Below are 13312 nucleotides of genomic sequence, written 5' to 3'. Positions count from 1 at the left end.
ATTGGCGTCGGTGTTCTGTGATGTCATGTACTTTGTGACTGGGTACCTAGCCTTAGGCCGTATTGAGTGGCTCGGTGGCGATAAGCGTCATGTTGCTAACTATGCTCTTGAATAATTGAGAGAGTCTTATGCGTAACTTGCGACTTCAATTCGAAGATGAGTGCTACCCGGTATGGATTGGCGTTCGATGCTTGGATGAAATCATATCGGGTTTGCGTGAATTTGGTGCCTCTAGCTATCACTTAATTACCGACAGAACAGTCAGTCAGTTGCATGCGGGCGTATTGTGTGAGCAACTTTCCGCTCAGGTGGTTGCCAGTCTATGGGTCGTCGACAATGGCGAATCATTCAAATCCTTGGAAACTGTCGAGCGTCTTGCCCACAAAATGGTTCAGGCTGGTATTGACCGGGGTAGCGTCATTGTCGCCGTGGGTGGCGGGGTTGTCGGAAATCTCGCGGGATTAATAGCTGCATTGCTGTTTCGCGGTATTCGCCTCGTACATGTGCCGACGACATTAATAGCGGCGGCAGATTCAGTAGCCTCGCTCAAGCAGGCAGTGAATCTTTCTATAGGCAAAAATTTGCTTGGCTGTTTTCACAAGCCCACCGCTGTTCTGATTGATATTCACTTCCTCCGGACGTTGCCGGCGACGCAAATTCGGTCTGGCATGTTCGAGATCATCAAGAACGCATTGACCGTGGCAACCGAGACCATACCGCTGCTCGAAAGTGGATTGAAGCCGGACGCCAATTATTCCGATAAGGAACTCTTGGTCATTGTCGAGGCAGGTTTGCTTGCAAAGCAGAGGGTGATGAAAGCCGATAAATGCGAGCGCAAAGAGGCTCTTGTGTTCGAGTACGGCCACACGGTTGGCCACGCAATCGAACTGGCAGCGGAGGGGCGAGTACCACATGGAGAAGCCGTCGGCCTCGGAATGATCGTGGCAGCTGAAGTTGCCAGTCGCTTAGGGCGGCTGAGCGAAGCAGACCGGAGTCTTCATTATCGGCTACTCAGACGTAATGGACTGACGGTTCGGTTGCCGGCCGGGGTTACTGTCGCTGCAGTGATGGCGCTGCTGCGCACGGACAACAAGCGAGGTTATGTCTGCGCTCGTCCTGATCAGGTTGCCATGATCCTGCTAGATGGCCTGGGGGCGCCGGCCGGACCAGTTGGTAGACCCCTGATACTGGTCGAAGCCTCGCTAGTTCAGTGTTGCATTGAGGATTGCTTAACGGAGATCAAGGATATCGCCGTCGAGAAATCTCGGCAGTGACAAGGGCTTTTCAAGTCATGGCCATTTGCGGGCCAGCCAATCTCTAATGACGTCGAGGTTTCGCGATCGACGCGCCCACGGATCTCTTTGCGTGCGATAACTATGAACGACCCTCTTGTTAACCAACCTGCCCAGGCGGGCTCTGTGGGACTGATGCGCATCGATATCAGGCTTGCATTGAGTCGCCTGTGTGCCGCAGCCACCCCAAACCCTCTGGACCGATATCTGGTGGCCTGCGCCAGCGTGCAATTCTGGGCCGACCTGATCGCTGTGGGAAAATCGAACGGCGTGCTTGGCGATACGACGATGGAAGAACTCGAAGAGCAGCTTCGCCACGCCGAATGTGCAGCCGATTGCGCCGCACAGATGATGCTGGGGCGGACCGCGACTGCGTCCATAAACATCGATCACCTCGCCTCTGCGAGTGTCGCGCTCCATGCCAACTCATCGCTCAATTCTCTGAGCAAAGTGCTCCACCTGCCGATCCCGGAGTGCTGTGGCTACGACCTTGCTGATCTTGCGTTGATTGCCAGCGACGTTGATCAATTGATCGCGCAGGTGCGCCTTGATCGGGCCTTCCTGATTGTTGGGATCCGCACCGGTGGAACATACCTTGCTCCGCTCTGGAAGGCAGTACTGACCGGGTTGGGCGTTGCCGATGTGCACTGGTGTACGGTGCGCCCGCGAGAAGGATGCGCAACGTCGGATGACTTGGAAATCGCGCGGGCCTGGTTGGAGCACCGATTCGCCCCTGTGATCGTGGTGGTGGACGATCGTCCGGATACCGGAGCCACCATGGAAGGTGTAGCGGCACAGTTGCGCGAGCCCGTCGTCGATCTATGGTTCTCGAGCATCGGAACTCTTTGGCACGGTCCGGCGGTGCAGCCGATGCCGGCACACTCACAGACGCACGTGATGCGCAACTCGAGTGCACCACGGCTTTGGGAATGCTTGCTACCTGGTGAACAACCTGAATTCATCGCACGACTGCGGGATACAGCGGGCATTCCTTCGCTCCCGGCCCAGGTGCGACTTCACTTCCGGTGCCCACACGGTGAAATGCGTTACGGGCTCAGTCGCGCCTGGCTCCCATGGAACGATCCACGGGTCCTGAACGGGTGTCGCCCTTTGGTGAACCCACGCAAGACGCCGATCGAAATTCTTGGGCCTGATGGTGAGGCGTTGTTACATCTGCGTTTTATCGGCGAAGGCGTGTTCGGGCGTGCGGAGTTCGAGCGCGTGAGGAAGATGGGTTCAATGGGGGTAGCCTGGCTAGTTGACGGTTATGCCATCACGGTCGACATCGGGGCCACACAATCATTCCAGGAGCAGTTTCATGCTGCGAGCCAGCCGAGACGAGCCGACTTACTGCTTCAAGCGGCGAACTGGCTGGCCGCCCCTGCACGGCAAACCATTGCGCACACGTACCACAGCCCCGTGGTCATGGAACTTGATCCTCGCTGGTCGGCAATGGCAGATACCATGCGAAAGTGGTGCGGTTGCGATCCGCTACAGGAAATATCTGAGCCACTGAGAGTGTTTCTAGCGGAGCCGGTACCGTGGCCGGGACGGACGGGCAGGGCCTTCCGTTCGTCACTACGTTATGGCAGCGGTGGCTGGCATTGGCAGGTTGACCGACACGGAAGGCTTCATCGTTTTCAGCTGGAAGCAAACTGGGGAGACATCAGCTTTCCCGAGCTGGAATTGGCAGCTTTCATTCTCGAAAATTGCCTGGCGATCGATGACGCTGGGCAGCTCGCATCGATGTGCGGTCTCACCTGGTCGAGCGTAAGGGAGTGCCTGTCACTGGCTGCGCTGACGATCGTCGAGTCTAGAGTTCGCAGCGTGAGAATACCCAGCGAAAGTGGACGCATCACCCTCTATGAAGACTTCCATCAATTGATGCGGACAACTTCCAAGTTGGCCGAGATCGACGCGCCTTCCCGGAAATGACATGGACAGACCTCAGCACATCGTCAGCAACATCTGCACTGCACAGCCTAGGCTGCGCGCCATCAGATCCAGTGGGGCCACGGTGACGCTCTCGGACGGCAAGCAGTATATCGACCTGATGAATGGCAAAGGCGGCGTCACGCTCGGGCACCACCACCCAGCAGTGAACTTGGCGATTACTCGCCATTTACACAGCGGGCTGGCATCGGCGACCTGCTGGAGTGACCTGCATGAGGTGCTCACAAACCGGATCATCGACGACGTCGGAATGGACGAAGCGCGGCTTGCCCTGTTCAGTACGGGGACGGAAGCCTGTCGAGCCGCCGTTCAGGCTGCGCGGCAATTCACGGGCCGGCACTTCATTGCAAGTGCGGGTTATCACGGCTGGGGCGACTACTGGGCTACGAGTGACAATCTACTGGAAGCCAATGCGAGTGGAGTCATTGACTTCTACTTCGTGCCAGAACTGCTGGAACAGGTGCTTGAGCGGCATCGCGGACAAACGGCCTTGGTAATTCTGTCGCCGGACTACGTCCACTTGCAACCGGATACACTTCGTCGGCTGGCGAAAATCGCTAGGGATGAGCGGGTGCTGTTGTGCTGCGATGACGTCAAGCAAGGCTACCGTTCGGTGCGCGCCTCCCAATTTCCACGGACGGTCGGCTTCCATGCAGATCTGTACACCTTCGCCAAAGGATTGGCGAATGGCCACCGACTCTCGTGCCTGGTGGGCCGATCCGATGTGATGGCCGCGGCGAAGGAGTTCACCTATACCGCCTATTTTGACACGATCCCGATCGTGGCAGCGTTGGCCACATTGGACTACATGGACAGCCACGATGGTTACCAGCGATTGGTCCAGTGTGGAGCCACCCTGGCTGCAGAAATGCGCAATATCGTGCAACGCAGGGGGCTGCCGATCGTGATCTACGGCGATGGTCCAATGCTGCAAATCGTGGGTGCCACAGAAGCCCTGGATCAAGCCCTGTACGCGAATTGTGCCATGGCGGGCCTACTTCTATACGAAGGGGACAATCAAGCTGTCTCGCTCGCGACCGGCGACGTACTTGACGAATTGCTCGAACGTTTCGAGAAAGGGCTCACTGCCACTTCGCAACGGTTCGGAAGAGGCGGCCCCGTGTCGATCAACCGGAAGCGGCGCTTCCAGGCAGCCTTTCGCATGATAGACGGAGCCAACGATCTCGTTCCTGTCGAGGAAGCGATTCGCTGGATCAAGGAGGAGCGGTGATCTCGTCATCTCTGGAGTCAATGATGGGCAGGCGAATCCTGCTGCTATCACCTCACGCGGATGATATTGCCTACTCCATAGGCGGCATCGTTGTGCGGCTTTCTATGCGAGCGGATCTCCGTCTCGTAACAATCTTCGGCCACAGCGGATGGGCACTGCCGCAGGCTTCGTGGGAGAAATCTGCACATGCGATATCGGCAGAACGGGAGCGGGAGGATCGAGCGTATTGCGCGCGACGGCGGATCGATTACGACCTGTTGTCCTGTCCAGACAGCTTTGTGATGGGATATGACAAAGCGACAGAACTTAGCATCGCAGCCACCGATGATCCCAGGACCGAGGACGTCGTGAACTTGATCCGTAACGCCGTGGCGTGTCGGTCGCCTCAGGTTGTGCTTGCTCCGTGCGGCCTTGGTGGGCATGTCGATCATCAGATCGTACGAATTGCCGCTGATACGCTGGATCACGTCGAAGTCCTTTACTACGAAGACGTTCCCTACAGCTCGAGCTTGCCGCTCCCGGAACTCGAAAGACAGCTTGCCATTCAAGGCCTAGCACCCGCCATGACGGCCGACATCGAAGTTGTGTTGGAAAGCAAATGCGAGGACATGTGGGGTTACCGTTCACAGACCAGTGCATCCACCATCGCTGAGATGCTGCTACATGCCGGTCGTGTCGGCACCGGCATCGCACGATATGCGGAGCGCCTGTGGCGACGCGTGAATTGAATCCGTTCTAGCGAAAGAGTTGATCCGGAACAACCGCTGGCTTGATCCCGTGGCTGTCCTGGATAGACCGAATTAACCCTGATTGACGGAGGCATCCATGTTGGAAAAGCTAGCAATTTACGGAGGGACGCCGGTCCACGACGGGAATTGGCCCAACTGGCCCCAGAGCACTGATAACACCCTGCGTAATGTCAATGCCGTACTGGGCAGCCACCGATGGTCCATCAGTGGTCAATACCGCGGGCAGCCGTCTTGGGAAGAGCGTTTCGGAAAGGCGTTTGCCGAATACACTGGCGCCGGGTATTGCGTGCCGTCCTCGACGGGCACCGCCAGCTTGAGTATGGCGTTGGAGGCCTGCGAGGTCGGGGCGCACGACGAGGTAATCGTGCCCGGCGTGAGCTGGGTCGCATCAGCGTCCGCGGTACTCGGCATCAATGCTATCCCCGTCCTCACCGACGTGGAACCCGAGACCGGTTGCCTTGATCCAGTGGCACTTGAGCGCGCAATCACGCGGCGTACGCGAGCCATCACTGTGGTCCATCTTGGATCGGCGGTCGCCGACCTGAATCGCCTCGTAGCAATCGCTCAGGCGCACTCCCTTCCTTTGATCGAAGATTGCGCCCAGGCACATGGCGCCAGGTATGCCGGTCGGCATGTTGGTTGTTTCGGCGCGGCAGGTACGTTTTCGATGCAGCACAGCAAGCTGTTGACGAGCGGCGAGGGTGGGGCGGTGATTACTGACAACGAGGGCGTCGCACGCCGCCTGGCGCACCTGCGGGCCGACGGCCGAACGCTCTCTGCACAGCCCCCTGGAATGGATGAGATGGCGCTGGTCGAAACCGCGGAGATCATGGGCAACAACCATTGTCTCTCGGAGTTTCATGCCGCCATCCTGGTGGCGCAACTGGAGGTGTTGGACGAGCAACTGGCACATAGGCGTCGTAATGCCGCCGTTCTGGACAGCTTTCTGGTTTCTCTTGGTTTCCTGCCACAGGCTACCGCCCCTCGCACCACGGAGCGGGCGCATTACATCTACGTGGTGCGGTTGCCGCAGTCGATTGTCGAGACACAGGGCGCGGAGAGGTTCGCTGCGGCGCTGTCTGCGGAAATTCGGTTGCCCTGCAAGACGATGTACAGCGCGCTTAACCAGAATCGTCTCTACAAGCCCTCCTCGAGAAACCGGTTCGGGCTGGGCAAGGCATTCACCGATGCGGTCGATCCAACCCGTTATCAATTGCCTATAGCGCAAGAATTTTCCAGGTCCTGCATCGCTCTTCCTCACCGGATGCTGTTGGCCGATACGAGCGCGATAGAACATGTGGCCGCCGCCTTCGAAAAAGTAGCCAGGTTGATCGACAGCTGAAGTGCTTGAGCGAATGCGCAAGCGACGCATTTATCGCATTGACTTGGTATGTCAAAACATTACCCGCCACCCGGTAGGCGTGTGGCATCAGTCGCGGAATATTAGTGAGGCTATATTTTGCTCGGCTTCTTTGAAAAATTGCTCTGTCCGTTCCCTGCCGCCGAGCCATCACCGCCGCCCCGGGGATTTTTCGCCTTTCTTTGGGCTTGCACGCAGGGCGTACGCGGCAAGATCGCCGCCATGGCGGTACTCACGATGATTATGTCGGCGTTAGAGGCGCTGCTGATTGCCATGTTCGGCCGCATCGTCGACTGGCTCAGCTTGCAGGAGCCGTCACGCCTGTGGGCTGAGCGTGGCGAGACATTACTATGGCTGGTTGCTGTAATGGTGGCCAGCATCGTAGTAGTGGCGCTGCAGTCCGTCGTCAAGCATCAGACCCTCACGGTGAACCTGCCTATGCGGCTGCGGTGGAACTTTCACAGGCTGATGCTGGGGCAGAGCATGGCCTTCTATCAGGATGAGTTCGCGGGTCGTATCACGGCGAAGGTGATGCAAACCTCACTTGCGGTACGCGAAACCATATTCGTGTTGGCCGACGTCATGGTCGCTATGAGTGTCTCCATAACTACCATGATCGTCCTGGTTGCCGTGCTCGATGCGCAGTTGGTATGGCCCTTCGTGATCTGGCTTGTCCTTTACATCGCCGCGTTGTTCTATTTCGTGCCTCGCCTTGGCAAGTTCGGCAAGGAGCAGGCTGACGCGCGAGCGCTATTGATGGGACGCGTGACCGACGCCTATACCAACATTGCCACTGTCAAACTGTTCTCGCACACGCAGCGCGAGGCAGGGTTTGCGCACGAGGCGATGCGCGAATTCATGCGCACTGGCTACGGCGAGATGCGGCTAGTGAGCGCCTTTGAGATCGTCAACCATCTCCTGAGCATTGGGCTCACTATTGGCACGACGGGTACCGCGTTGTGGTTGTGGTCGCAAGGTGTAGTGGGAGTGGGCGCCGTAGCCGCCTGCACCGCTATGGCGTTGCGGCTGCAAGGCATGTCGCAGTGGCTCATGTGGGAGATGACCAGCCTGTTCGAGAACGTCGGCACGGTGCAGGACGGCATGAAGATGCTGTCGATCCCACCTGCCGTTCTCGATGTACCTGGCGCCGTCGAACTCGCAGAGACACGTGGCGAAGTATGCTTCGAACGAGTGAGCTTCCGCTATGCCGAAAACGGGTCACGAGTGATCGACGATCTGGACCTCACGGTCAAGCCTGGTGAAAAGATTGGCCTGGTTGGCCGCTCGGGGGCCGGCAAGTCGACGCTATTGAACTTGCTGCTGCGCTTCCATGATCTAGAAAACGGTCGCATCCTTATCGACGGGCAGAACATCGCACACGCTACGCAGAATTCGTTGCGCAGCCAAATCGGCATAGTCACGCAGGACATCTCACTTCTGCATCGGTCGGTAGCCGACAACATTTCCTACGGCAGACCCGATGCGACTCCGGCGCAGATTGAAGCGGCTGCCCGGCGCGCAGAGGCACATACCTTTATCCAAGATCTCGGTGATGCGGGCAATCGCTGCGGTTACGAGGCGCATGTGGGCGAGCGCGGCGTCAAGCTCTCTGGTGGACAGCGTCAGCGTATTGCCATTGCTCGCGTGATGCTGAAGGACGCACCGATCCTGCTGCTCGATGAGGCGACCAGTGCACTTGATTCCGAAGTCGAAGCCGTAATCCAGCAGAGCTTTTACCGGTTAATGGAAGGCAAGACCGTGATTGCGATCGCGCACCGGTTGTCCACCATCGCGGCGATGGACCGTTTGATCGTGCTTGATGAGGGACGTGTTGTCGAACAGGGCGACCACACGACCCTGCTTGCGCAAGGAGGTCTATACGCGAGGTTGTGGGCTCACCAAAGCGGCGGATTCCTGGGCGACCCTAGATGAAAGTACGTGACCCCTTGAAGACGTGCCTGCACCGAAAGTGTAGCGAGATTGATATATGCCGTTGCCGGCCCATCGCCATGCTGCACCATCTTATTCATCGAATCTTGGGTGCTAAACCATGACTACAGACGAAGAACAGCTCTACGGACCCAAGGTGGATCGGCTTCTGCGCATTCGGAAGATCGAATCCCTAAGTAGTCTTGTCCTGCCCGTCTTTCCGATCGCCCCTTTGCCGACCGCAGTGGCGGGCGGCCTGGCACAGGCGGACGACCCAGTATCGATTTACGCAGCCGCTTTGGAGGAGGCTTTTCCACAGCTGACGCGACAAGTGGAGGACGTCTGTGGTCCAGGTCCCTGGATCGTGCGTAGTGCAGGTAACGAGGATCTGACGGATCACGTCAATGCCGGCGGCTACGAAAGTCTGATATGTCCCGAGCCCCAAGCGCTCATACGGCGCATTGCCGCTGTGGCCATGAGTGGATCGACCGAGCACGCACGACGCCAGCTTGCGCTTTCGGGGCGTTACGATCATGTCGAGGCCATTCCATGCTTTGTGCAGCCGTTGCTGAATATCGATGTTTGTGGCGATGTCGGTCACGATCATTCGCCGTATCTGGACACGGCAGTTCTTGATCACATGGAGGCGGTATGTAACCAGCTGATGCAGACGTTCGACTTTACAGCGATCGACTGCGAATGGGGACTCGAGACGACACTTGGCTTCGTGTCCGTGACCACCGTCATGCCGAGAAACCCACAGCTGATGAACGTCGCGCATACGATCGGCTTCGGTTTCGCCAGCGCTCAGAGTACCGGCTCGCAGGCGACGACCCTAGTCTTGCGTCCGGCTTGCTCAGACCTCAGGCTCTGGCGCGGGAGCCATCTGCGCGCGACGACGGTTCGACGGTTGCATCTGCTGCAGGTGCGGCCGGCATATCCTGATGATGCCTTTCGCGACCGTGATGTGTTGACCGATGCATGCCGTGCAGCGTTGATCGGGCGCTACGATGTCGCGGAAGCCGGCTTGTTGATGCTTGGCACACAATCCTCGGGCCGCGCATTAGTGGCACCGGATCTCATGTGCGCCTGGCGCCGATATCTTGCGCTCAACGCGTGGGAGCAGGCCGGCGTGGCAGTGGTGATAGTGGACGAAGGCAGCGCGGAGGAACACGCGGGTATCATGTTCCGCCAGCAGAAAATTACCTGCGTCAGGATGGACACTCGGCGCATGCCAGCCGGAGCAGACTGCGTTGTATTTGACCGCGGCGCCTTAATCCTGGGCGACTCGACCATGCTGCGATCAATTCAGAGTGAGCTTCGCCGAGAGTTGGTGTTGCCCGACGACTGCGCACTTGTCTTCACCGACGAGGTGCTGATACCTGGCGGCGAGCTGGCGCCAGACTGTGTCGAAGTTCTTACCCAGTTACGTCGTCTCCCGGTCGGGCGAGAAGTCAAGGACCGACTATTGGCACTTAGCGAACAGCCAACACCGGCGAGGTGGATGCAACGCGCCGACGGCGTAGTGGAGTCACCGTCTCTGCTCGCGGCAATCTGGCGCTCAAAGAACCCAGGGTACGCCGGCGAATATTGCGCGCTCACGGAGTTTGCGAGAGACTACGAACGTGCCGTCCAAGTATCACAGGGTAGGCCGCAGCGTGACCTGCGTACACTGTTCGCGCTGTCGTCCGTGACACGCACATTGGTCGCCAGTGGTGACCTTCGAATCGTCATGGCACTGCTCGCCTGCGAAGCGGCGACGTCCTGGGTACCGCCGCAAACGTTGCGCCGTCTGCTTGACTCGGCCGCAGTTCAACTGACGGCGCTTCGGCGCGACAATGCCGTATTGATTCTTGAAAGCTTGGCCTTCGTCAGGACGGAATGTGTGCGACTACCAGTTTATGTGCTGGATGACGCTGCCTCCTACATCGACGCACTAGCGCACGACCTTGAAGACGGTTTGCTTGTCGAAGCGATGGTATCCATACGTTCACTGGAGTTGCCGATCGCAAGCGGGATCCTGCTTACACGCCAGGCTCTCAACAATCCCGCCGTCCTTGAGCCAGTGGACGCATTCCGGCAGTCAGTAACGTCGTTTAGAAGCATTGTGTCGGGAGGCGAAGCGACGGCGCAGCTTCCTCAGCAACTCAACGATGCCTATTTGACGCTCCGGGACGCGCTGTACGTGGTAGGTCTGGATAACGTTGCAGAGCAGATCAGAGGATCGTTAGTCGAAACTTACGATGCCACATTGAAAATGCTGCTAGGGCGCGTGGTGGATGAGGGCGACGTCAGCAGCTATGGCCGCTACCTCATGGTGATGCAATGGTGGATCAGATTTCTGTGCATGGGATCGCTACCTGAGCGCGATGCCGCAGTGCTTCAGCGCTTTCAAATTTGGCTGCGTCAGTGGACTGATGAAGCGATCCCCGAGTCATTCGAGATACAGGACCGCAACTGGCGATTCGAGTTTGACGCCATTGTGGCTTCCCGCGAGACGCCACAGCGGTATGAGAATCCGCACGTTCTACATAATCTCCTTCACCAATACTCCCTGACAGGACTGCGTATTGACACGCAGCGGCTACCACGGCGCGTACAAGCGCTCGAGCACTTCTGTTCGACGTTTAGTAGTCGCTCGACGAAGGTTCTGCGATTTGAACGAGAGTTGCTCGAGATCCAGATTCCGATGGGAACGCACAAGGCGAGCTACGTGTTCACGCCACGGCAGATCTCGGTAGAGTGGACGGAGCCGCCTGATTGCCCCGGGGGCGAAATCGCCCGGATCCTGGCGTTTGAGGTGTTCCTGGATCGATTCCGCGCCTGGATGTTCCCGGCACTGACGGTCCGGCGCGAGCAAGTGCTGGGTACCTGGACACTGTTCATCCGCCTCAACGCGCAAGGATCAGATCCCTGGGATTACGAGCATCTCAGGCACTTTGTGGTCGCCACGCGTTTGCTATTCGACGCCTCTTACGATTTCTCGTATGTCGTCAACGAAGCCGTCGAAGGCTTCGCCGAATGTTTTGACGGGCCGCAATGGAAGGCGATTCTCACCACACTGATACGGCACCGGGCGGTACTCGACGACGCGTCGCAGTACGTCGCCTTGCACGCCCTGCCGATGTCGTCGACCGTCGCCGCGATGGCGCGGAGTCGAGTCGTTCGTGGTCTGCTCTTACGTTGTCTGCGCAGGGGATTCGATTATTGCCTAGGCTTGATTGACGGGTATGCGCACTGGCTGAATCAGGAATCCGCGGACGATGGGCTGTGGTCCGATCGCTATGAGTCGCTCCGGCAGGCCAGCCTGTTTCTGGCGGCCAATTGGCCAAGACAGGCGCTTTCGGAACTCGCCGGGCGGGGCATCTTCAATGTCGGCGATGACCTGATCGCAGCCTGCCTGTTCAAACGTTCGGACTTGGCGGATGACCTCCGGCAAATCGTGGCGGCGGGATCGTCAACCCTATCGGGAATGCCGGCGATGATAGTGCGGCATGCCCCCGAAATTGCTGTGGAGGGCCGTGGCGCAACGCTCTTGGCTACGCAACTAATCGGCACTGGAACTCGATTTCGTCGGGCGAAACATTTTTTGGCCGCTCGATTTGGCGATCGCCTTGATCAGGACATATTGGCGGGTCTACTACGGGACTTGGATGCGATTCCTTGGGGACACACCGCCGACGCTGAGCAGGCCATCCAGGCTCAGATATTGATGCGCGGGCCTGTCTGTCGATTTGAAATGGAAAAAGGCATCGATTGGACAACGTTGGATTCGTGGCCGACTCTTGTGCAGACGCGTCCCGCCTCCTTGGGGCCGACCTAGTGTGCTGCGGTTGGGCCGCGCCAGGTGCAGATCCACCTGACAGGCCTCTGACAGTTCGGAAAATTTTAGCGTACGATTTTTCCGAATTCTGTAGGCTCCCCTACAGGCAGTACTGACTGGTCGGCAGCACGTCGATCTTGTCGAAATCGATAAAGCGATTGCAGCTGTCCATCATCGCGCCCAGGTTGCGCTGGAATTTCGCCTCGTCGCCCACCGCATCGAAAAACGCCTGGGGATCGGTCATGGCGGCTGGCGGGAAACATTCTTCGACGATGGCATCGATTCGCGGCGCGCCGTGAGTCAGTGCCAATACCACCAGGTTCTGCACGTATAGGAAGTTGTCTTGCGTGTCGATGGCCACCGGGGTGTGGTGGTTGCGCCAGATATCCAGCCAGGCTTCAGGGGTGAGTCGAGGAGGGCGGGTGAGCAGGGCCAGTTGAGCGAAGCCGTGGGTGCGCTCGCCGGGCGTTGCGGGGAAGCGGATATTGCGGATCGCAACCGACTCGCAGACCAGATAGGCGGCCATGCGTGCCGTCGCCGCAGCAATCAGATCGTCAAACGGGCGGCGAGCAGGTCCGTTTGCGCTGTCCAGCCATAGCGACAGGCTGCCATCGGGCAAAGGCCGGTTGTTCTCCTGGCGCAGGCCGGCTGCAGGTTCGACATCGGCGTCGGCCAGGTTCAGTTGCAGACCCTGGGCGCCCAGGGCCTGCAGTTGTTCGGCGACCTCGCTGCGCAGGCGGCGGGCGAAGGTTTCGCGGCTGGTCTGGGTATCACGCCAGAGCAGGTAGATGACTTTTTCCATAGCGATCAAGATCCTCGTTTCGGTTGATGGATGGATCGGCCGCATTGCGGCGCAGCTCATCCAGGGTGCTCGGGCCTGAGCCGACTTCCAGGCGAGGCCTTGGACCCATGGTCAATCAAGGCCAGGAACGCGTAATCCCTCAAACAGACTACTTGGCTGCTGTCCTGGGATGG

8 protein-coding genes are annotated in these 13312 nt (G+C 58.5%); 7 read left to right on the top strand and 1 reads right to left on the bottom strand.

Annotated elements, in window-relative coordinates; all coding sequences use genetic code 11:
• Positions 1–191 precede the first annotated feature (191 nt).
• From F2S13_RS19250 to F2S13_RS19220, 7 genes are all read left to right on the top strand, one after another.
• Positions 192–1274: an iron-containing alcohol dehydrogenase gene (locus tag F2S13_RS19250; protein WP_218584001.1), complete on the top strand. Its 1083-nt coding sequence runs from the start codon at positions 192–194 to the stop codon at positions 1272–1274.
• 102 nt (positions 1275–1376) lie between these two features.
• Positions 1377–3227 carry a hypothetical protein gene (locus F2S13_RS19245; RefSeq protein WP_218584000.1) on the top strand — a complete coding sequence of 617 codons (1851 nt, stop codon included), beginning with the start codon at positions 1377–1379 and terminating at the stop codon, positions 3225–3227.
• Between the two features lies 1 nt (position 3228).
• Positions 3229–4476, top strand: coding sequence for an aminotransferase class III-fold pyridoxal phosphate-dependent enzyme (locus tag F2S13_RS19240; RefSeq protein WP_166363672.1), 1248 nt, complete (start codon positions 3229–3231; stop codon positions 4474–4476).
• A complete protein-coding gene (locus F2S13_RS19235; protein ID WP_166363670.1) occupies positions 4473–5204 on the top strand; it encodes a PIG-L family deacetylase in 732 nt (243 codons plus the stop codon). Before F2S13_RS19240 ends, F2S13_RS19235 begins: the two co-directional genes overlap by 4 nt.
• A 97-nt stretch (positions 5205–5301) precedes the next feature.
• Positions 5302–6567, top strand: a complete 1266-nt coding sequence (locus F2S13_RS19230) for a DegT/DnrJ/EryC1/StrS aminotransferase family protein (RefSeq protein WP_166363668.1) — start codon at positions 5302–5304, stop codon at positions 6565–6567.
• Positions 6568–6684: 117 nt separating this feature from the next.
• Positions 6685–8517: an ABC transporter ATP-binding protein gene (locus F2S13_RS19225; RefSeq protein WP_166363666.1), complete on the top strand. Its 1833-nt coding sequence runs from the start codon at positions 6685–6687 to the stop codon at positions 8515–8517.
• Between the two features lie 118 nt (positions 8518–8635).
• Entirely contained in the window at positions 8636–12337 is a 3702-nt protein-coding gene (locus tag F2S13_RS19220) for a hypothetical protein (protein WP_166363664.1), read from the top strand.
• 100 nt (positions 12338–12437) lie between these two features.
• Here the strand turns inward: F2S13_RS19220 and F2S13_RS19215 are convergent, their stop codons facing one another.
• Positions 12438–13139 (bottom strand): EthD domain-containing protein, encoded by a 702-nt coding sequence (locus tag F2S13_RS19215; RefSeq protein WP_166363662.1) that lies wholly within the window; start codon positions 13137–13139, stop codon positions 12438–12440.
• Between the last annotated feature and the right edge of the window lie 173 nt (positions 13140–13312).

This window comes from Pseudomonas akapageensis (genome assembly GCF_011355085.1).
Lineage (GTDB): Bacteria > Pseudomonadota > Gammaproteobacteria > Pseudomonadales > Pseudomonadaceae > Aquipseudomonas > Aquipseudomonas akapageensis.
Note: the sequence above shows the minus strand (reverse complement) of the source record. Positions and strands in the feature narration are given on the sequence as shown.